This is a genomic window from Alteromonas sp. ALT199 (assembly GCF_018619335.1).
Lineage (GTDB): Bacteria > Pseudomonadota > Gammaproteobacteria > Enterobacterales > Alteromonadaceae > Alteromonas.
Map to the genome: position 1 here is coordinate 35694 of NZ_JAHHDX010000064.1, position 22355 is coordinate 58048.

The window sequence follows — 22355 nt, forward strand, 5'->3', positions numbered from 1 at the left end:
ATCACTCTCCTCCTTGAACACTTTGGACATCACTCATTACAGCATCGACGTCCACTTTTCTATCTTCACTTACTTTGCCAGATGCTTCAGCAACTAGCTTGTTATAAAGCGGCCCAACTTTTGAGTTCCACACGCGCTCATTAATGTCGCCTATGTGGTGCATGCGAATAATGCCCTCAGCATCAATCACAAAGTGCTCAGGCGCACCGGTAACGCCAAGGTCAAGGGAGGTATCGCGATAAACATCGAAAATATTGTAAGCGTAAGGGTTGCCATAGCGGCTGAGCATGTCGGTGACTTCTTGCTGAACGCGACTGAGTGTTTTTGTGCCAAAGTCTGGGTCTAAATCTTGGTCGAAATACAACCCTACAATGTGAACATTTTGCTCATTCTTAAGCTGAGTAAGGTACGGCATTTCGACAGCGCAAGTCACACACCATACCCCCCATACATTTAAGATAGTCACCTTTCCTTTTAAATCTTCTGGGGTATAGGTTACATCTGGCTGCATGAGGTCTGGCAGTGAGAATGAAGGTAACGTTTTGTCTTGAACCTGAGAGTCTAACTCTCTAGGGTCAGAAAAAAGCCCTTTAAACAGGAAAATAACCAGTAAAGAAAACAGCACCAATGGAATGGCAACAAGTGGAGCTTTTTTCATTATGCGCCTCCTTTCACTGACGAGTTTGGTGTATCTGATACTTGACCGTGAGACTGCACTGCATCATTGTCATTTTTACCAACGAATACACGTTTGATCTTCTTAATTTTAGCCATACGATAACGCTTGTCACTAATGGAGAAAATGCCGCCTATCGCCATTACTACCGCGCCAGCCCATAGCCAGATAACAAACGGTTTAATGTAAATACGAATGGCCCAAGCACCGTTATCTAACGGTTCCCCCATAGCAATAAATAAGTCTCGTGCTAGGTTTGAATGAATAGCCGCTTCCGTCATCGGCATGCGCTGCACAATGTACAAACGTTTCTCAGGCTCTAGATGCGCTATTAATTCGCCGTCTTGATAAACGTCGAATACGCCTTTGTCCGCTTCAAAATTCGGCCCTTGCACTTTACGTACGTCTTTGAAGTTAAAATCATAACCACCTAGAGAAACGGTATCGCCAATATCCATGCGCACATCCCGCTCCATTTCGTAGTTTGAAACAAGAGTAATACCAATGATACAAATAGCGAAGCCCACATGCCCTAACACCATGCCCCAGTGGCTTGGCGTAAGCTTGCGAAGTTTAGCTATTACTGACGCATTATCAGCATTACGTGAAGGCATAGCTGTTAAACGCTGCATCACTTCTTGCACTGTGGTGACGAGGATCCAAAACACCAACACCATACCCAACATACCCATGTAAGTTGGTTCGTCGTAGGCAAAGTTCACTAGTACACCTGCACTTAGTGCTATTCCACCTGCAACCAACAGTTGTTTTTGCAGTTCGCTGGCTTTTTGCTGCTTCCAGCGCGTTAGTGGACCAAGCCCTAGTATCAATACAAAGGGCACAATCAATAAGGTGAACATTTGGTTAAAGAACGGGGCGCCTACGGAGATACTGCCTAAGCCTAACTCTTTGTGAACAAGAGGCAGTAGCGTACCAAGAAGAACAACCAATGTTGCTGCACACAGAAAAACATTGTTGCCCATTAACAGCACTTCACGAGAAAAAGCTTGGTAACGTCCTGGGCTTTTAAGCGAAGCCGCGCGCATGGCATAAAGCAGCAATCCAAAACCGCTAAGTACAATCAATATGCCTAAAATGAACAAGCCTCGAGTAGGATCGCTTGCAAACGAGTGCACCGAAACGATGACCCCAGAACGTACTAAAAAGGTACCTAATAAACTCAAACTAAATGCGGCAATTGCAAGCAGCACTGTCCAAGATTTAAACGCCTTTCGCTTTTCGGTCACTGCCAGCGAGTGCATATGGGCCGTACCTACCAACCAAGGCATGAAAGAAGCATTCTCTACTGGGTCCCAGAACCACCAGCCGCCCCAGCCAAGTTCGTAATACGCCCACCAGCTCCCTAACGCAATGCCTACAGTCAGAAACGCCCACGCTGAGATCACCCACGGCCTTGACCAACGCGCCCAGGTTGAATCTAACTGACCCGAGATAAGTGCTGAAATAGCAAAAGCGAAAGCGACAGAAAAGCCTACATAGCCCATATAGAGCATAGGCGGGTGAATGATCATACCAAAATCTTGCAGCAGCGGATTAAGATCTCGCCCGTCTACAGGGAAAAACGGCAGCATGCTGTTAAAAGGGTTTGAGGTAAGCAGCATAAATAAATAAAAACCAATGCCTACCATGCCTAATACCGACAGTACTCTAGCAACCATAGCAAGAGGTATTCCCTTACTAAATATGGCCACTGCCACGGTCCAGATTGAAAGCATCAAGACCCACAGTAGGAATGAACCTTCATGACCGCCCCACACTGCGGTAATTTTATAATAGATAGGAAGCCGGCTATTTGAATGCTGCGCAACGTAAGCCACGCTGAAATCATCGGTAACGAACGCATAGGTCAAGCAGACATAGGCAATAAGTGTAAAAGTAAACAGGCCAATGGCTAACGGCTTGGCCGTAGCCATTAACGTTTCATGCTGACGGTGAGCACCCCATAACGGATAAACCGCCAATAAAATAGAGAGCACTAGCGCAAGCGTCAGCGCAATATTTCCAATCTCAGGCACCATAGATTATTTGCCTCCAGTGCCGTTAGACGACTCGTAGGAAGGCATATTGTCTGGCTTAACGTGTTTAATGCCTTTCATTTTTTCAGCCAATTCAGGTGGCATGTATTCTTCATCATGTTTCGCTAGTACTTCCTGCGCTTTAATACTGCTCTCTCCAGTAAGTACCCCCGTTGCCACAATGCCCTGCCCTTCGCGGAACAAATCAGGCAGAATTCCGTTGTAAGTCACGGTAACCGTTGGACCGGTATCGATTAAGTCGAAGCTCACCGCTAAGCTTTCCTGATCCCGTTTCACACTGCCAGGAACCACCATACCGCCTATACGAAGACGCTGGCCTACTTGTGGTTTTTGTCCATTTTTGCCTTCAATAATTTCGCTAGGCGTATAAAAAAGGTCAATACTGTCGTTTAGAGCGTAAAGCATCAATCCAATTGCACTTACTACTAAAAAACCGATAATTCCTACTACGGTCAATCGCTGCTTTCGTCTCGGGTTCATGCAACTCTCACTTCGAAAAACTAATAAACGATAAAAACGCAAATAAATGCTAAGTTCACTCTTAACGTTAAACTAGGCATTGTCTTGCTGTTGCTGTCGCGCTTTTTTAATGCGCGCTTTGCGTTCTTTTTCTACCACCACTTGCTTTAAAAGGCCGCGGTGCTTAATGAAACTTTGTACGGCGATAATGGCCATTGCCACAAAAGTAACGCCAAACGACAGCCATACGTAAAACGCATAGCCACCCATAGCTAAAAAATCGGCAAAAGACTCAAACTGCATCTTAATTGCCCTCTTTCACAAATGTACTTGCCGCATCGCTTTGCTGCTTTGACATTGCTTTCATTGCCAACGCTTGTACCCAAGGCCTGTGCATTTCTCGTAATACAATTTCATTACGTAAACGCACTGTGGTTACAGCACCAATAAAGAAAGCAAAACCCAGTAAGCTAATTAACAGCGGCCACAACATTTCAGGCGCAATCGAAGGGTTGTCAAACTTACTGATTGTCGCACCTTGATGTAACGTGTTCCACCACTCTACTGAGTAGTGAATAATGGGAATATTTACAACGCCAACAAGTGCCATTACACCTGCGGCTTTACCAGCCTGCTGTTTGTCCTCAAATGCACCGTAAAGGGCAATAACCCCCATGTACAAGAAAAGTAGAATAAGCTCTGACGTCAAGCGTGCATCCCACACCCACCAAGCTCCCCACATGGGTTTACCCCAAGCCGCACCGGTGAACAGAGCGATAAAGGTCATCACTGCACCAATGGGCGCCATGGCAATCATGCTCATATAAGCAGTACGCCACTGCCAAACCATACCTACCAGGGCTGCAATTGCCATAGCAACATAGGTTCCCATAGACAAAATAGCGCTTGGTACATGGATGTAAATAATACGAAACGAATCACCTTGCTGATAATCTTGGGGCGCAAAGGCAAGCCCCCATACAGTGCCTATGCTCAAGCACACTAAAGCACCAACCCAAAACCAAGGCTGTAAAGTTAAACAAAGCTGGTAAGCACGCTCTGTTTTTGCGTAGGGGTGTAACCACTTCCACATTAGTTTTGACTCACTTTTAAAGAATACGCGATGGCAAACGGTGCCAATGCCGCAGCCAATAAAAGCATGGCGGCAATAATAGCAAGTTGCGCATGATAAGGTAATTGCAGTGCGGCAGAATCAACAGCCGACGTGGCAAATATCAGTAAAGGAATGAAGACAGGGATCAGTAACAGCGCTAAAAGTACTCCGCCCTTCTGCAATCCAACGGTAAGTCCTACCGCAATCGCGCCAATCAAAGAAAGTAGCGGCGTGCCCAGCAGCAAAGTTAAAACAAGCGCGATATACATATCCACTGTCAAATTTAAAAACATCGCTAATAAGGGCGAAAGCAAAAATAAGGGCACGAAACTAACCAACCAGTGTACGGTTACTTTTACCGCGCTTACCGCCGGTAACGCCATGCCAGAAAGCATGTATTGCTCTAACGAACCGTCTTGAAAGTCATCGCGAAAAAGCCTTTCCATCGCCATTAAAGAGGACAGTATGGCGGCAATCCAAATTACCCCTGGCCCTATGCGCTGTAGGGTATCGGGAGACGGGCTAACGCCTAACGGAAACAAAGTCACTACCATGGTTAAAAACATGAGTGGCTGCACCAATTCCGCTTTTTGCTTAAAAGCGATGTGCATGTCGCGCTTAAAAATACCTTTGTAAAGTGACATTAAAAGCGGTACTCCAAATCGAATACACGGTGTTCGCCAGCTGCGTTCGACAAAGATTGATGTGACGTAGTGATAATAAGACCGCCGTTACTCACGTGCTCTTTCATACTCGTTTCAAGTAAGTTAACCCCTTTTACATCAAGCGCTGTAAACGGTTCATCCAATATCCACACCTTTGCTGGTTTTAGCCATAGTCTTGATAGCGCCACACGACGCTGCTGACCGGCCGATAAGTACCTTACAGGCACATCTTCAAGTCCAACCAATCCCACTTTCTCTAACACGTCAAAAAGCGTGTTATCAGGCACCGAAACCTTGTGCTGAGCTAACCAGAACGATAGATTATCTAAGGCAGAAAGGCTGCCGTTAGTACCGCTTTTGTGACCGAGATAAAAAAGGTCGTGGTAGTAGCCTGCCTTGTCCTCTGAAATGTCCACTCCGTTGTACAGTACTGCGCCTGCATCGGGCGAACTCAGCCCTGTTAAAATTCGCAGCAAGCTGGTTTTCCCTGCACCGTTAGACCCGCGTAAATACAGCAACTCACTGGAATCGACAACCAGTGAAAGCCCTTCAAATAGGGTCCTGTCTCGTTTGCTGCATGTTAACCCGCGCGCCTCTAACACTGCCTAGCTACTCCAACGTTCAGAAGAGGTTATAAAAAATGGCGCTAGTCTACCACATGAACGCTTTTTCGCAGTCGCGAATTCCAATTAAATATGATTTACTTCAACGACAAAGGCATTTTCACTTAGGTTATCTTGCCTTTAATGGGGAGTTTTTCTCTGTGCTATTGGTGCTCCTGCGTTAATAGGAAAACAGCCCTTAATAGCTTTGCTATACTTAAAATAGTAAGGAAAAGCGCCACCGTGCCGATATCACAATCATGACAACACCATTATCATCACTATTGGCAGCCGCTTCGAATCCACCTTCAGGCTCTGGTTCTGCATCCTTATCACAAGCAGGAAGTGTAAACGCTGCGGCTCAAGGGCAAAAAGGAAGTTCGTCTCCCGCTATTACTAATGCCGCATTGTCTCAGGCAGCCGCGTTAGATAATGCCGCTAAAGTAATAGTTGAACGTTTGCCCGAACGGGTATTAGCAATAAGCGCCCCGGTAAATAGCAACTCATCAAGTAGCGCAACTTCAGCTGCACAAGCACTTAATGTTGCCCTACCTGCCGAGATAGATGCAAAACTGTCAAAGCAAGCAATTAGCAATGCGCAGCTTGCTCTTTTACCTCAAAGTACTCTGGCCGAAAAACCTGGTGCTCAGCGTGCTGTGTTGCTTACCACAAGTTTGTCGCAACAGAACGTGGTATTAACGGCCCCGGATAAAGCAGATTTGTTCAGTGCTGTTGCAAAGGCGCTCGCTGCAAATAATGCTGCAGTGACCCTTAAAGGAGAACTCGCTATTTCAACAAAAAGCGAGAACTTCGGGCAGCTTCTACTTACTACTTCAAAAAACGACGTCCTGCCACTTAGCGACATAAGCACTGAAAAGCTTGATAGTGCAGCTAAAACCGCACTGCAAAAGTTGCTTGGACAGCAAGTTGTCTTAAGGCTAAATCGAGAAAGTAATGGCGGTATCACACTCCAGATTTCTCAGGAACTCTCAAAATCAGGCAATGCTCCAAGAGTTAACGCCAGTAATTTAGCCACTATTACACATAAAAATGTAAGTGCAAATTTACAACAGCAGGTTATTGCGAGTTCGATTAAACAAGGTGGCGTGGCAATTGAGCGCAATTCCAATAACCCTCCAAGCCTTAATGCTGTAATAAAAAGTTCAGATACCAAACCGGACGCTCTAAAAGCTGTATCTGCGCTAACCTTGATTGATAACAAGCTTTCGATACGTACAGCGCAACAAAGCCCGCTAGTCCAAATAAACTTGCCTCAGAGCAGCGCGCCTTCTATATCTATTCCTTCTTTAAAGGCAGAACAGGTAAACAAATTCGATCTGTCACAACTTCCCACAGTAACCGCAAAAGGGACAGAAACAGGATTAGATAGAGGTGCTGGTAGTATTACATCTACTGGCGCACATATTGATAAAGAAGCCCCCACATCACTAAAAGGCTCGGATGTGCACAGGGCAATCACCGCCCTTTCTCGAGTCTTACTCAGTCAAACGGGCAATACAAACCAAGCGTTAAGCCAACTTGTCACTATTGTTGAGAACGGAAAGTTATTGCAAGATGCCCGTGCGACCAAGACACCTGAAGTACAGCATATTGATAAGATATTGCAGCAGCTAAAAGGCCTTGATGCGCTTAACGCCAAACCTTCGCAAGCCAGAGCGGTTAATGGTGACTTTATCGGGCCTCCCAAGCCTACTATAGAGCAATTGATGGCGGCGGCAAAAGCGGCTAAACAATCTAAGACCAATGGGTCAGAAGAAACGATGGGAATGCAAGGAAGGGATAGTGGAAGTAAGCCATCCTTTGTATCACTCGCCTCCCTAGCTCAGTCTCTAAGCGCACAAGCAAAAGGGTTATCAAATAATTTACTAAGTAGTTTTGCTCAGCAGTTGACGGCAATTCAAAGTAAGGGCGCAGATGCTCCCCCTATTATTTCAGACACCGATAAGCCTCTTGCTGGCGTTAAAGCAAGCGAAAGCTTCATGGGAGAGAGCGTAAATGCTACCAACGACGTTAATAACGGACCTAAAAAACTCTCACAAGACATGAACGACCAGGGTTTATCTCAACGCTTGCAGCAGCTTATCTCAACACAAGCCTTGGTAACTACTCCGATTAATTTAACGTCGCCTGTAAGTTCATCAAGCTTCGTACAAGGCATGGTTGCGTTAGTTCAGTTGGCGTTAGCAGGCCGAGCCATGCAAAAACAGCCTAGCTTAAAAACCCAAATAGATGCTCCCAACTCTATCGTTTCAAAAACGCTATCGAATATGGGAGTGACCACGCAACCAAGTCGCGTTAGCCAAGACATGAACCAGTTAGACGGGCGCCAGCAGTTGCTTTCTCAACTTAAAACCTTGCTTAGCAGTCATCAGCAAAGCAAAGTAGCAAGTGTCGACTCTCGCATTCAAGGACAAGATAGTTTCTATTACGTTTTACCGTCGCTTTCACAACACCACAGTCCGCCCGAGCTCTTAATAAAGCGTGACCAGGGTGGGCAAAACGATAAACAAGCAAAGGCGGGCCAACGCTCGCTTTGGAATATCACGATGAAGCTGGACATTGGAGATAGCGGGCAAGTATTGGCGAAGTCAAAGATTGATAAAAGCACGATTACTTTAGATTTATACGCATCGAACGATGAAGTGCTTAGGCGTATTGGTGATACGCTACCCTATCTGCATAAGCGCCTTTCCTCTCTCGGGCTTGTGGTTGAAAATACAAGTTACCAGCGAGGCCATATCCCTGAAACGTTAAACACACGCCCTCACCAGATATTTGAAACTAGGGTTTAGGTAGAAGGTGTATGACTGATTCTCAAAAGACAAAACGCGCTATTGGCCTAAAATACGATGGCGGTGACAAGAAAAACGCGCCGAAAGTAGTATCTAAAGGCTATGGAGACTTAGCTGAGGCGATAATCGCCATGGCTGAAGAAACTGGGATACTTATTCATGAAGACCCGTATTTAAGTGAAGTTCTTACCACGTTAGATGTAGGGCAAGACATACCCGAGTCACTGTATTTCGTCATTGCTGAACTTCTTGCTTACTCATATGTATTGCAGGGGAAAATCCCCCCTGGGTGGGAAGGTATTATCAAACGAGTGGATTTTGAAGTGTGAGGATAAAAAACAACCATTTATATCGCCAAACTGCCCTTTTCTTTTTCATAAGTGATTGTTAAAGGTAAGTTCATTACTGTGCACCGTTCCTCTTTAAAATAAAAGAGCCCGATTTAAGCGAGCTCTTTTGGTATTAAATTGATGTTTGTGAGCTTATCTAAACAGGACTTTTTCTTTATTGAACCAATGGATACAAAAGAAAATTAGACCTGTCGCAATCACCGCCGTAGACGTGAATATGCCAAATAGTGCAAAGTAGTCCATGGTGCCTTTGAACAGCTCTTTCATGGCAAGGGCAACGTTAGTAAGCGGTACCCAAACCCAGCCTCCTTTAAGCTCTACCCCCGGCATCATCGCAATGATTACAGGGAAAATAACTACCATAATTAGTGACCCCATGTAGCTTTGCGCTTCTTTAAATGAGCGAGCGTAGATCGATAGCGATAATAATACTGCCGCAAAAACTGCCACTACAGGTACTAACATCAAGAAAATTAGCAAGAAGTCTACAAGACCTATCATTGACATAATTTCAACGACAAATTCAACAGCCATGCCTTGGGATAGCACTAGACCCCATATGGCCATGGAAGACACCGTTATTAGCGCGGTAACAATGCCTGCGGTGGCTACCGTAAAGAACTTACCTAATACCAACTTGTGACGATCCATTGGCGATATAAGCAGGGTTTCTAAAGTACCACGTTCTTTTTCACCTGCTCCTAAATCTGCTGCTGGTGCCATTGCGCCCTGTAAACACAAAATAAAAATGAAGTAGGGCAACATACCGCCTAAGCGTTCACCCCACACTTCGCGATCATCCGCCACATTTTGCTTTTCTATTTTGATTGGCTTTAGTAAAGCCTCCTGCTGAGTTTCATCGAGGTTTAGCTGTGCAAACGCACTTTGCTGAAATGCATCGGTATATTCATCAATTATGTCGGAAACACGCCCCATAACTTTGTTAAGGCCTGCATCGTTTAAATAAAGCTGAATCTTATGTTGCCCTGAATTTAATACGTCACTGTCAAAACTCTCTGGTATAACCAACACGAAGTCTAACGTTTCGTCTTTAATGAGTTTGGCATAGTCAGTCTCATCGCCAATCGTAACTGGCTCGAATTTATCAGAGGCATCATTAAAAGACTGTACAATTTCCGGTGCATAGGTTTCGCCAACAATCGCGTATTTCAACACCGCGTTTTCCGCTTTGTCCGCCGCTGAACTCATAAAAAAGAATGCCACCCCAAAGATGGCAGGGAATAATAAAAGTGGTAAACCAATCATAAATATGATGGTTTTTTTATCCCGTAATAGCTCTTTGAACTCCTTTTTAAAGATTAACCACATTGCCCATCTCCTCAGAATCCATTGAAAGTGTTTTTAGGAAGCTCTTATGCATTTGTCCAGCCTCTCCGCCATTACCAGAAAGTGCACTAAAGGCAGCCAGTGAATCGTTAAATACTGTTTCTCCTTGATTAATGACTGTTACTTTGTCACAAAGAGCTTGTACTTCGTCGAGGTGGTGGGTAGAGAAAATTACCGGTGTACCTTTATTCTTAAGACGTTGAATGAACTCCATAACCGTACTAGTGGCCATAATATCGAGGCCAGTTGTGGGCTCATCGAGAACAACCAACTCTGGCTCGTGAATAACCGCACGGGCAATCGACACTTTTTGTTTCATGCCTGATGAGAAATTCTCAGCTCTTCTATCAAGGAAGGTTTGCATATCGAGCAAGTCAGCTAACTCTTCAATACGTGCATTAATCACATTTTTTGAAATGCCATGTAGCTCACCGAAGTAGCTAATATTCTCACGCCCACTTAAACGGCCATAGAGACCTGTTGAACTGGAAAGGAAACCAATTTTCTTTCGTGCAATATTGGGGTTAGAAAGTACGTCCTCGCCACCTATAAGCACTTTACCGCTGTCAGGTTTAAGCGCTGTTGAAAGCATACGCAATGTAGTGGTTTTACCTGCGCCGTTAGGCCCTAACAGTCCAAGAACCTGACCTTTTTCGCAAGTAAAAGACACATCCCTTACTGACTGAAAATAACGCCCTTTTAAACGCGGGTCCTTCTTCTCTTGTTCGCTAAGCTTTTTCGGGTTTTCCACCGTAAAGCGTTTAGCGAGACCTGATATTTCAATCATTCCCTTTCCCTCTTGTTGTAAGCTATTATCAATATTAATTATTGTTTGAGGCTTACTTTGCTGTAGCCGCAAATTTGCCTTTTTTATATTCCAAAACGTTGAACCTTGGAAATACACCAAAAGCCAACCTTTCTTTGTAGTCTTCGCTTATCGTACTTTATTACAGCATTCCCTGTTTTTATTTTTTGTACAAGTTTCAACCGGATATTAAGTGTTAGTGAATATTTCTTAATATAACCCTTAGCAAAGACATAAAAAAACCCACCTCTCGGTGGGTTTTTAGCATGCTTGTAGAAGCTATCTTATTCAGGAAGTACGTCGTCTTCGCCCTGTGGCAATGCTTCTTCAGCCTGCATGGTTTTAGAAAGCAATAATTCTTGACGGATTTTTGCTTCGATCTCATTAGCTGTTTCAGGGTGTTCTTTAAGGTACTTCATTACGTTTGCTTTACCTTGACCAATACGATCACCCTTGTAGCTGTACCAAGCACCGGCTTTATCAACAAGCTTCTGCTTAACACCAAGGTCGATTAGCTCAGCTTCTTTACTGATACCTTCACCATAGCGGATCATAAACTCAGCTTGCTTAAACGGAGGCGCGACTTTGTTCTTCACTACTTTCACGCGAGTTTCATTACCGACTACCTCATCGCCTTCTTTAACTGCGCCAATACGGCGGATGTCTAGACGAACAGATGAGTAGAACTTAAGTGCGTTACCACCAGTTGTGGTTTCTGGGTTACCAAACATTACACCAATTTTCATACGAATTTGGTTAATGAAGATACACAGTGTATTTGAGCGCTTGATATTACCTGTAAGCTTACGCAGTGCTTGTGACATTAGACGGGCCTGAAGACCAACGTGAGAATCACCCATGTCACCTTCAATTTCCGCTTTAGGTGTAAGCGCTGCTACCGAGTCAACAATAACAACGTCTACCGCACCTGAACGTACTAGCATGTCGCAAATCTCTAGTGCTTGCTCACCTGTGTCAGGCTGAGAAACTAATAGTTCGTCAATGTTTACGCCTAGTTTTTCAGCGTAAACAGGGTCTAGGGCGTGCTCGGCATCTACGAAGGCACAGGTTTTACCCTTCTTCTGAGCTTCAGCAATAACCTGAAGCGTTAGCGTTGTTTTACCTGATGATTCAGGACCGTAAATTTCGACTACACGGCCACAAGGTAAACCACCTATACCTAGAGCGATATCAATGGTTAGTGAGCCAGTAGAAATCGCTTCAATATCCATGGCTTGGTTGTCGCCCAAGCGCATAATTGCGCCTTTACCAAATTGCTTTTCAATTTGACCAACTGCGGCGGTTAAAGCTTTTGATTTGTTATCGTCCACGTATGTATCCTCTAGGATTTGCGGTTAAATTCTTTTTTGATGTCTTCCATTTATTAAATGAAATTACCAAATAATGATCACATTCTATACTGTACAAGCATACAGTTTCAACCAGTGTTTTTAAATTTCGCTCAACATTCTAACTAAGTGCGTTATGGCAAAAGTAATAGCATGCTCTCGCACTTCGTCTCTATCACCACTAAACACCTTTTTAATTTGTTCTTCTTGCTGATCACATAAAAAGCCAAACCACACAGTACCCACTGGCTTTTCTTCGCTGCCACCGCCAGGACCGGCAATTCCGCTCACCGTCACAACTAGCTGTGCGCCACTATTGCGGTGCACACCGTCTGCCATTTCTTTTACCGTTTGCTTCGACACTGCACCATGCTTTAAAAGCGTTTGATCGGTAACGCCTAGTAGGCTTTGCTTCGCATCATTTGAGTACGTCACCCATGATTGATTAAACCAGTCAGAGCTTCCCGAAACACTGGTGAAAGCAAAGGCAATACCACCACCGGTGCACGATTCAGCGCTAGATACACTCCAACCTTTTGCTCTAAGTGCATCTCCGAGTGCCTGAACTTGCACAGATAATGCGCTATCAAGCGCTAAAGGGCTGGTGTTTACCGTCGAATCAGTTGAAAATGTTGTGCTCATTTGGATATACCTAGTTACACCTGTTGTGCTTTATCAGATCTTCGCTTGATCTTAGTGGGCGTGAGTTTATCATCTATTCCCCTCAACAGGCATTAAACCCAGCAACAAATTCGCAGAGGCATTTTTTGGAATCACATACTCCTATGATGCGCCAGTACCTAACTATTAAGGCGCAGCATCCGAATATTTTATTATTTTATCGCATGGGCGACTTTTACGAGTTGTTTTACGACGATGCCAAAAAAGCTGCGGAATTACTGGATATATCGCTAACCGCAAGAGGGAAGTCTGGCGGCGAGCCTATCCCTATGGCAGGTGTGCCCTACCATGCAGTGGAGAGCTACCTCTCGCGCTTAGTCAAAATGGGCGAGTCGGTTGCCATTTGTGAACAGGTTGGCGACCCTGCTACTAGTAAAGGCCCTGTGGAACGCGCGGTACAGCGCATTGTTACGCCTGGTACAGTAACCGACGAAGCGCTGCTAGAAGAGCGTCGCGACAATATTCTTGCGGCGGTGTGCGGTCATAGTATGCATTATGGTTTAGCCACATTAGATGTCACCAGTGGCAGGTTCGTTATTTTCGAAAGTGATAGTGATGAAGGCCTATTGGCAGAGATTCAGCGCGTTAGCCCGGCAGAACTCCTTTACCCTGAAGGGTTTGAAAGTTTAGCTCTGGTTGAAAATCGTAAAGGGCTTAGACGCCGCCCTGAGTGGGAATTCGACATCGATACTGCCACCGAACAGCTAAATGCTCAGTTTGAAACCAAAACGTTAGACGGCTTTGGAGTAAAAGGTATAACAAAAGGCCTAGGCGCAGCAGGATGTGTTTTACAGTATGTCAAAGATACTCAGCGCATGGCATTGCCACATATACGACGCATTCAAACCGAGCAGCAAGATAGCCGTGTGCAGCTTGATGCCGCCACCCGCAAAAATTTAGAGCTTACTCATAATTTATCGGGTGGACAGGAAAATACCCTGTTCAGCGTGATGGATACCACTACCACCGCCATGGGTAGCCGTATGCTACAGCGCGTTATTCATTCGCCTTTAACCGATCAGCATGAACTGCACAGCCGTCTTGATGCTGTTGAAACTTTCATTATCGACGACCCTGAAGATATTCGACTAGCGCTAAAACACATTGGTGATATAGAGCGTATTATGGCCCGCTTAGCCCTTCGTTCTGCGCGCCCTCGTGACTTTGCTCGCCTGAAAAATGCATTTAACGCGCTGCCTGATTTACAAGATGCCTTAGCTCGGTTCGATACAGGGCAAATTAGAAGTATCAGCGAAACCATTGGCACTTACCCAGAGCTTCAAGCCTTATTAAACGATGCCATTATCGATAATCCGCCAGTGGTAATACGGGATGGCGGCGTGATTGCCGAGGGCTATAACGCCGAACTTGATGAATTGCGCAAGTTATCACAAGGCGCTACTGACTACCTAGACGCGATGGAGCAACGTGAGCGCGAGCGCACGGGCATTTCTACGCTAAAAGTGGGCTATAACAAAGTTCACGGGTTCTTTATTGAAATTAGCCGGGCGAACAGTGCTCTAGCGCCCGCTGAATATATTCGAAGACAAACGCTTAAAAACACTGAACGTTATATTACGCCCGAACTTAAAGAGCACGAAGATAAAGTATTAAGCAGCCAAGGCGCTGCGCTTGCTCTTGAAAAGCAGCTTTATGAAGCCTTATTCGACAACTTTGCACCGCACTTGAATAATTTAATTGAAACCGCCGCAGCGCTTGCCAAGCTTGACGTGCTGTGCTGTTTTGCCGAACGTGCAGTCTCCCTTGATTGGTATCGACCTCATTTAAGCCAAGAATGCGCGCTTACTTATGAAGCTGGTCGCCACCCTGTGGTTGAGAACGTAATGAAAGACCCTTTCATCGCCAACCCGCTTCAGCTAGACACTGAGCGCCGCATGCTGATTATTACCGGCCCGAACATGGGCGGTAAATCGACCTACATGCGCCAAACCGCGCTCATTGCATTATTGGCCTGTATTGGCAGTTTTGTGCCTGCAGAAAACGCCCACATTGGCAAGCTGGATCGCATCTTCACCCGAATTGGTGCATCAGATGACTTAGCCTCAGGCCGCTCTACCTTTATGGTTGAGATGACAGAAACAGCGAACATTCTAAACAATGCCACTGAAAACTCGCTAGTATTAATGGATGAGATTGGTCGCGGCACAAGTACCTATGATGGATTATCACTAGCTTGGGCCTGCGCAAGTTACTTGGCAAAGCAGCTAAACGCTTATACGCTTTTTGCTACACATTATTTCGAACTGACTGAACTCCCAGAAACGCAAAGTGGCGTGGTAAACGTGCATTTAGATGCGATGGAATTTGAAGATACTATTCGCTTTATGCATACGGTATCAGAGGGCGCAGCGAGCAAAAGCTTCGGTTTACAGGTCGCCCAGCTTGCAGGCGTTCCTAAAGCGGTAATAAAAGCAGCGCAGCAGAAGCTTGCCGTATTAGAATCTTCACATCTTATGACCAGCACCGAAAGTGGGTCAGAGAAAGCCAACGGTGAGTCTTCTATACCAAAGAGTTCGTCAAAAGGTTTAAGTAAAACCAGCGTCTCAGGTAATGCCACGTCAAATACTAAAGGCCAAGCAGAAATGCTATTTCCCGATAAACCGCATCCAGTAGTAGAGACACTTGAAAACTTATCGCCCGATGAGCTATCACCGCGCCAAGCGCTAGACCTTATTTACACACTTAAGCGCCTAAGCCAGTCTTAAACCAAGCTTAAGCGCGTATAAATTGCGCATCATGTGGGCAAATTGATTGTCTGCCCACATGATTTTGCGTATACTATCGCCCCGTCCAAAGTGTAGCTGGTTTTGTTCTAAACTCAGCCTATATTTACCATACAACCCAAACGTTCTAGGTTTCGCATGACAAATTATATTTTCGTCACAGGTGGTGTAGTTTCATCGCTAGGTAAAGGTATTGCTGCAGCATCGCTGGCCGCAATTCTGGAAGCTCGCGGTCTCACCGTAACCATGTTAAAACTCGACCCTTACATCAATGTCGATCCTGGCACTATGAGCCCTATCCAGCATGGTGAAGTATTTGTTACTGATGACGGCGCCGAGACCGATCTGGATCTTGGTCACTACGAGCGTTTTATTCGCACTCGCATGACAAAGCGCAACAACTTCACTACTGGTCGTGTGTATGAAGAAGTACTTAAGCGCGAACGTCGCGGTGATTACTTAGGTGCGACTATTCAGGTGATCCCTCACATCACAAACGAAATTAAGCGCCGCGTAATTGAAGGCGCTGAAGGTCATGATGTAGCTATCGTTGAAGTGGGCGGAACCGTTGGTGACATCGAGTCACAACCGTTCTTGGAAGCAATTCGCCAGCTTGGTACAGAAGTGGGCCGTGAACGCGCTATGTTCATGCATTTAACGCTAGTGCCCTATATGCCAGCGTCAGGCGAAGTCAAAACTAAGCCTACGCAGCACTCGGTAAAAGAGTTGCGTTCTATTGGTATTCAGCCAGACATTCTTGTGTGCCGTTCAGTAGGTGCATTACCAGCCAGCGAACGTTCTAAAATAGCGCTGTTCACAAACGTTGCTGATAAAGCCGTTATTTCACTAAAAGACGTAGACAGCATTTACCGTATTCCTGCTGCACTTAAAGCGCAAGGTATGGACCAGCTGGTTGTAGACCGCTTTGGTCTTGAGTGCAATGAAGCCGATCTATCAGAATGGGAACAAGTACTTTACGCAGAGTCTAACCCAACGGCTGAAGTAAATATCGGAATGATCGGCAAGTACGTTGAATTGCCAGACGCTTATAAGTCGGTTAATGAAGCGCTTAAGCACGCTGGTCTTAAAAACCGTCTTACCGTGAACATTCATCACATCGACTCACAAGATGTGGAAAGCAAAGGTACACAAATCCTAGAGCAGTTAGATGCTATCTTAGTACCTGGCGGCTTCGGTGAACGCGGTATTGAAGGTAAAATCGCAGCAGCCCGTTATGCCCGTGAAAACAAGGTGCCTTACTTAGGCATTTGTTTAGGTATGCAAGTCGCGCTTATCGAATATGCACGTAATGTGGCAGGTATGGAAAACGCGAACAGTACTGAATTTAATCCAGACACACCTTATCCTGTTGTGGGTCTTATTACCGAGTGGTTAGACGCTGCGGGTACCACTGAAGTACGTACCGAAACGTCTGATTTGGGCGGCACTATGCGCTTAGGTAGCCAGCTTTGCCACCTTATCGAAGGTACAAAAGTTCACGAGATGTACGGCAATGCCGAGATTTATGAGCGTCACCGTCACCGTTACGAAGTAAATAACAACCTGCGCGACCAAATTGAAGCGGCGGGATTAAAGGTAAGTGGTTTGTCCACTGACAAGCGACTTGTAGAAGTGGTGGAAATCCCTGATCATCCATGGTTCATTGCGGGCCAATTCCACCCTGAGTTCACATCAACTCCTCGGGATGGACACCCACTGTTTACTGGTTTCGTTGCTGCGGCAGGAAAATACCAGAAAGAAAATCACTAATTTCTAATAAAAGGGGCGCTCTCTCCCGTTGCGCCCCATTCAATTGTTGAGGAAAAAACATGGCGAAAATTAGTCGCATTATCGGACGCGAAATCTTAGATTCACGCGGTAACCCTACTGTAGAAGCAGACGTATATTTAGAATCGGGCGTAATGGGCCGAGCTGCTGCACCATCTGGTGCCTCTACTGGTAGCCGCGAAGCACTAGAACTACGCGACGGCGACAAGTCTCGTTACCTAGGTAAAGGTGTAACAAAGGCAGTTGCAGCAGTTAACGATACCATCGCGCCTGCACTTATCGGCAAAGATGCTCTAGCACAAGCTGATATCGACGGCATCATGATTGACCTTGATGGCACAGAAAACAAAGAAACACTTGGTGCAAACGCAATTCTTGCAGTATCTCTTGCTGTAGCTAAAGCGGCTGCGGCGGAAAAAGGCGTAGCGCTTTATGAGCACATTGCAGACCTAAACGGTACATCTGGCCAATACTCTATGCCAGTACCTATGATGAACATCATCAACGGTGGTGAGCACGCTGACAACAACGTAGATATTCAAGAGTTCATGGTGCAGCCAGTTGGCGCGAAGAGCTTCAAAGAAGCACTACGTATGGGCGCTGAAATCTTCCACGCTCTTAAGAAAGTACTTTCTGCTAAAGGCCTTAACACAGCAGTTGGCGACGAAGGTGGTTTTGCCCCTAACCTTAGCTCAAACGCTGAAGCGCTTGCTGTTATCGTTGAAGCCGTTGAAAATGCTGGCTACAAAATGAATGAAGACATCACGCTAGCACTAGACTGTGCGGCGTCTGAATTCTACAAAGATGGCAAATACGTATTATCTGGCGAAGACAAGAGCTTCGATTCAGAAGCGTTTGGCGACTATCTTGCAGACCTTTCTGCACAGTACCCAATTGTATCAATTGAAGACGGCCTAGACGAAAGCGACTGGGACGGCTGGGCAAGCCTAACTAAGAAGATTGGTGACAAAGTACAGCTAGTTGGCGACGACTTATTTGTTACTAACACTAAGATTCTTAAGCGCGGTATCGATAACGGTATTGGTAACTCAATCCTTATCAAGTTCAACCAAATCGGTTCACTTACTGAAACCCTTAACGCAATTAAAATGGCGAAGGACGCTGGCTTTACAGCGGTAATCTCTCACCGTTCTGGCGAAACTGAAGATGCTACTATTGCTGACCTAGCAGTAGGTACAGCGGCGGGCCAAATTAAGACAGGCTCACTATGTCGCTCTGACCGTGTTGCTAAGTACAACCAACTTCTTCGCATAGAGGAAGCGCTAGGTGACGCTGCTACTTATAATGGCCTTACCGAAATTAAAGGTCAATAAGCTTAAGCCAAATATGGTTTAACTAGCTTTATTGAAAGGCACCAGCGTAATTCGCGGTGCCTTTTTTGTATGTGATAAGTATCAATACTCCTAGCAAACCTTTGCGCTTGTTGGGCCTGTTCTCTAGAGAGCTTAAAGCGGATGTTGGAATGCTCAACCAACAGCTTATGGTTTTTATGAAGTATTGAAAACGCCTGACTCAATAATAATATGAGACTTCCAATAAACCTTCTTTGAACAGGTACCTAATCGGAATGAAGCGTTTAACAATAGGTGAATAGGGGCTATGCAAGAGCTTTAAAAACAAAAAAAGCCCTAACTGGCGTTAGGGCTAATGCACACATCACAACCACACTTTGTGATCCAGGGTGTAGTTACTGCCGCTTGTCACGGCAGTTGTTTTACAATTTAGAAACGATAGTTCGCACCAACAGTGATTCTTCGGTCAGTCAGACCTTGGAAACACAATAGCGAGCCTTCATTAACACAGTACTGCTCTACTTCAGACTCAGTAATGTTCACCGCCTCAACACCAATATTAAGGTTTTCGTTAACATCGTAAGTCACACTTGCGTTCAACTGACCACGGTCAGCCTGTACCGCTGGGAAACCCCACGGGAAGCTAGACGTACTACCGAAGTCATCAGTGCGGTAAGCTTCACGCCATGTGTAGCGCATACGAGCAGATAAACCAAACTTCTCGTAGTAAAGCGTAATGTTGTAAGCGTTCTCTGAAAGGTTTAATAAGCCTTGAACTCTAGTAACTTCTTCGTCGCTTCCTGTGGTTGCAGCGAATACTTGACCAGCTCTATTAGTGGCAGTGTTTTCCAGCTCTCCACCAGAAAACTCTTGTATTGTATAGTTAGCAAGAACACCAAAACCTGAAGCCCACCCTAACTCGCTTTCAAAGCCAGATAAATCATATTGAACCGCGAACTCGATACCTTTCTGGGTAGTTTCGGCGGTGTCATTTACTTTAGTTTCTGTACCTACACAAACACCTGTACCAAGGTCTGGACCAAATACATTGATATCAGCAATTGGATTGAAGATACCGCCACCCTCACAAGGGTCAGTTAGGTCGCGATAACCTGTTATAGGATCCTCAACAGGAGTCTCAATCTGATCTACGAACAGATCTTTACGGGTTTTATGAAAGATGCCTACGCTAAAAACACTGGCTTCTGCGAAATACCATTCAGCCGCTAAGTCATATGAGATGACTTCTTCAGGCGATAGGTTTGGGTTACCAATTGCAACGAATGGATTAGGACTGGTGCTGTAAGTTACCGAGGTTGATAAATCATTATAATCAGGACGACGAATATCTTTACCGGCACCAAATCTTAATACTACGTCATCAGTAACATCTGCTACCAAGTTGAAGCGAGGAAGAATGAAGTCGTAATCACCCGTGTTAGTTACACGAGAAACCAACTCGTTTCCTGCATCGTCTTCGGTTATTGAATTACCCACAGATGTCACATCTGTTTGCAAATAACGAACACCAAAGTTACCGCGGAACATCTCATATTCAAAGTTAGCCTGTGCATATAATGCATGGGTTTCCTCTTCAATATCAAAGAAGCCTGAAGAGCTCGCCGTAGGCGCGCTTAACGAGCGTGTCGAGCCATGTGCTTCCATTGCAGCTTGAAGCGTAGCTAGCACTGCGTCAGGGTCAGACGATACTTGCTCTGGGTCTATCAGCAAAAAGTCGCTAACATAAAGCTCACGTCCGTCTGCATCGTTGAAGTTGTCAGGCCCAGCAACCAGTAAGTCGCTAAACAAGCTGCCTCGAGGACTGTCTTCCATTGTTCGCAAGCCAACGCTGGTACCGATATCTTCACGCTTGCTGCCTGATTTGTTGTAGCGGTAACCAAAATCGACTGACGTTATCATGGTGTCTACGAAATAAGTGAAGTCTACGCGAAATGCATCTTCAAAGTTTTCGGTAGAATCACGACCAATATTCACATCACGAAGCACTACATTGTTTGGATCAAGTAATTGTTCAACAGTTGGAGCATACTCAGCGCCTTCAGCAATACCAAACGTCAATGCGCCACCGGTAAGATCATAAGCAAAAGGAACGGAGTTATCGTTACCGCCACCGGCATCTAACGGCGCATTCGGGTTGATAAAGTTAAGCGTTGTATTAAAGCTTGGCGTTGTTGTATCCGATGTTGTGGATGCCACTTCCGCAAATACACTCCACTTTTCGCCTTGCCATTCACCACCTAAGCGAAAAATTTCGCTTTTTGTTACACGTGAATTAGTATCACTTGAAAAGCGTAAATTTGGATCGTCGTCGTCATGGTCTAAGTTGACCGGTATGACACCACGTAGCGCTGCTTCTATTGACCCCAGATCGGTGCCACCTAAAGAGCCAAAATCAATCGTTTCAAATTCATCTGGAACCGAAATTTGACGTAGATTACTTACACCAGAAGCTTGAACACGAGAACTTTCTTGCAGACGTTCTTGATCATTAATAATGGCGTCAAAGAAAAACTTAGTGTTGTCGTTCGGCGCCCATTCAATAGTACCCACTAGGTTTTTAGTTTCGTATTCAAAGTTATCGTAGTCTTGAACAAAGAATTGGATAGGCAAAAAGTCGAAAGACTGCGCACTTTGAAAATCGCTATCAGAGCGCACTATATTATCTCTATCTGCGCGAGGACGAAATGCCGTTACGTCTTGCTGGGCATAACTACCACTTATTACAACACCAATGGTACCGTGGTCGGTATCCCAGTTATCGCCAAACGTCCCCGAGATACGAGGTTGAAAGTTGCTATCAGTTGTTAAGCTACTGTTCTCGCCTTGAACTCGAAACGCTGCAAGCTGTTCATTAAGCTGTAAGGGGCGAATTGTCTTCAGGTTAATCGTACCACCCACTGAGCCTTCAATAGTTTTTGCGTCTGGCGACTTAGTCACTTCCAAACCAGCAATAATAGCGGCTGATACGTCTTCAAAGTCAATACCGCTTCGACCTGCACCAGAACCAACTGTTGAAACACCGTTTATTTCTGTTCGGTTAGCATCGGTACCACGAATTTGTACGCCTGTACCAACACCCGCTTCACGAGTAATCTGAATACCCGTAATGTTCTCAAGCACTTCTGCTAAGTTCTGGTCTGGTAATTTACCGATATCTTCTGCTTCGATAACCTCAACAAGGTTATTTTTGAAGCGCTTTTCATTCATTGCGCTAGCGAGTGACGCTCGGATACCCGATACTTCAATGACTTCTACATCTTCATTTTGTTCTTGCTGTGTTTCTTGTGCATTTACTGATGCGGTCAGGCTTAGTGTCGTAGCCGAAAGTACCGCAAGTGTAATTTTAGATAATTTGTGTGCCATGTGTGTTTTCCTCTTAAGGATTGAGGAATGTCTAATCACTCATTCCTTACCGCTTAATTGATTTGCAACTTAACCCGCCCTGCAAATTTTGCATTACACCTACTTTACAAGACAGTTACAAAAGTAAGACAAATTTACACACTGGTCAACACGGAATGTTAAAAAATGGTCAAAATATTTAATATTTTTGGCATTACCAATATAAATG

Annotated in this window: 17 protein-coding genes; 5 read left to right on the top strand and 12 right to left on the bottom strand. The window is 45.2% G+C overall.

The genetic code is table 11. From position 1 onward, the window contains the following. Nucleotide 1: 1 nt before the first annotated feature. From KL866_RS06940 to ccmA, 7 genes are all read right to left on the bottom strand, one after another. Nucleotides 2-658 carry a redoxin family protein gene (locus tag KL866_RS06940; protein ID WP_214994226.1) on the bottom strand — a complete coding sequence of 219 codons (657 nt, stop codon included), beginning with the start codon at nt 656-658 and terminating at the stop codon, nt 2-4. Further along, nucleotides 658-2715, bottom strand: coding sequence for a heme lyase CcmF/NrfE family subunit (locus tag KL866_RS06945; RefSeq protein ID WP_214994228.1), 2058 nt, complete (start codon nt 2713-2715; stop codon nt 658-660). Before KL866_RS06945 ends, KL866_RS06940 begins: the two co-directional genes overlap by 1 nt. 3 nt (nt 2716-2718) lie before the next feature. Beyond that, nucleotides 2719-3213 carry a cytochrome c maturation protein CcmE gene (gene ccmE, locus KL866_RS06950; RefSeq protein WP_214994235.1) on the bottom strand — a complete coding sequence of 165 codons (495 nt, stop codon included), beginning with the start codon at nt 3211-3213 and terminating at the stop codon, nt 2719-2721. A gap of 72 nt (nt 3214-3285) precedes the next feature. After that, nucleotides 3286-3495 carry a heme exporter protein CcmD gene (ccmD, locus tag KL866_RS06955; protein WP_214994237.1) on the bottom strand — a complete coding sequence of 70 codons (210 nt, stop codon included), beginning with the start codon at nt 3493-3495 and terminating at the stop codon, nt 3286-3288. A 1-nt stretch (nt 3496) separates the two neighbouring features. Beyond that, nucleotides 3497-4285, bottom strand: coding sequence for a heme ABC transporter permease (locus KL866_RS06960; protein WP_025254249.1), 789 nt, complete (start codon nt 4283-4285; stop codon nt 3497-3499). Continuing rightward, the gene (gene ccmB / locus KL866_RS06965; RefSeq protein WP_025254248.1) at nt 4285-4950 is read right to left on the bottom strand and encodes a heme exporter protein CcmB; all 666 of its coding nucleotides are present in this window, start codon (nt 4948-4950) and stop codon (nt 4285-4287) included. Before ccmB ends, KL866_RS06960 begins: the two co-directional genes overlap by 1 nt. Beyond that, the gene (ccmA, locus tag KL866_RS06970; RefSeq protein WP_025254247.1) at nt 4950-5573 is read right to left on the bottom strand and encodes a cytochrome c biogenesis heme-transporting ATPase CcmA; all 624 of its coding nucleotides are present in this window, start codon (nt 5571-5573) and stop codon (nt 4950-4952) included. The genes ccmB and ccmA overlap by 1 nt, the downstream gene beginning before the upstream one ends. A 260-nt stretch (nt 5574-5833) precedes the next feature. Here ccmA and KL866_RS06975 point away from each other — a divergent pair, with 260 nt between their 5' ends. Both KL866_RS06975 and KL866_RS06980 read left to right on the top strand, forming a co-directional pair. Then, on the top strand, nt 5834-8386 hold the full coding sequence (locus KL866_RS06975) for a flagellar hook-length control protein FliK (protein WP_214994238.1): 2553 nt from the start codon (nt 5834-5836) through the stop codon (nt 8384-8386). Between the two features lie 11 nt (nt 8387-8397). After that, nucleotides 8398-8715: an EscU/YscU/HrcU family type III secretion system export apparatus switch protein gene (locus tag KL866_RS06980; RefSeq protein WP_118490104.1), complete on the top strand. Its 318-nt coding sequence runs from the start codon at nt 8398-8400 to the stop codon at nt 8713-8715. Nucleotides 8716-8868: 153 nt separating this feature from the next. Here the strand turns inward: KL866_RS06980 and KL866_RS06985 are convergent, their stop codons facing one another. The 4 genes from KL866_RS06985 to KL866_RS07000 all read right to left on the bottom strand — a co-directional run bounded on the left by KL866_RS06985 (nt 8869) and on the right by KL866_RS07000 (nt 12879). After that, nucleotides 8869-10065, bottom strand: coding sequence for an ABC transporter permease (locus KL866_RS06985; protein ID WP_214994240.1), 1197 nt, complete (start codon nt 10063-10065; stop codon nt 8869-8871). Next, a complete protein-coding gene (locus tag KL866_RS06990) occupies nt 10049-10870 on the bottom strand; it encodes an ATP-binding cassette domain-containing protein (RefSeq protein ID WP_214994246.1) in 822 nt (273 codons plus the stop codon). The genes KL866_RS06985 and KL866_RS06990 overlap by 17 nt, the downstream gene beginning before the upstream one ends. Nucleotides 10871-11172: 302 nt before the next feature. Then, a complete protein-coding gene (gene recA / locus KL866_RS06995; protein WP_025254242.1) occupies nt 11173-12219 on the bottom strand; it encodes a recombinase RecA in 1047 nt (348 codons plus the stop codon). 120 nt (nt 12220-12339) lie between these two features. After that, complete coding sequence (locus tag KL866_RS07000; RefSeq protein ID WP_214994248.1) at nt 12340-12879, bottom strand: CinA family protein; 540 nt, start codon at nt 12877-12879, stop codon at nt 12340-12342. 143 nt (nt 12880-13022) lie between these two features. Here KL866_RS07000 and mutS point away from each other — a divergent pair, with 143 nt between their 5' ends. The 3 genes from mutS to eno all read left to right on the top strand — a co-directional run bounded on the left by mutS (nt 13023) and on the right by eno (nt 18784). Beyond that, nucleotides 13023-15644, top strand: coding sequence for a DNA mismatch repair protein MutS (gene mutS, locus KL866_RS07005; protein ID WP_214994261.1), 2622 nt, complete (start codon nt 13023-13025; stop codon nt 15642-15644). A gap of 156 nt (nt 15645-15800) precedes the next feature. Then, nucleotides 15801-17432: a CTP synthase gene (locus tag KL866_RS07010; protein WP_118490110.1), complete on the top strand. Its 1632-nt coding sequence runs from the start codon at nt 15801-15803 to the stop codon at nt 17430-17432. 59 nt (nt 17433-17491) lie between these two features. Further along, nucleotides 17492-18784 (top strand): phosphopyruvate hydratase, encoded by a 1293-nt coding sequence (gene eno, locus KL866_RS07015; RefSeq protein ID WP_214994250.1) that lies wholly within the window; start codon nt 17492-17494, stop codon nt 18782-18784. A 408-nt stretch (nt 18785-19192) separates the two neighbouring features. Here the strand turns inward: eno and KL866_RS07020 are convergent, their stop codons facing one another. Beyond that, nucleotides 19193-22147: a TonB-dependent receptor gene (locus KL866_RS07020; protein ID WP_025254237.1), complete on the bottom strand. Its 2955-nt coding sequence runs from the start codon at nt 22145-22147 to the stop codon at nt 19193-19195. Between the last annotated feature and the right edge of the window lie 208 nt (nt 22148-22355).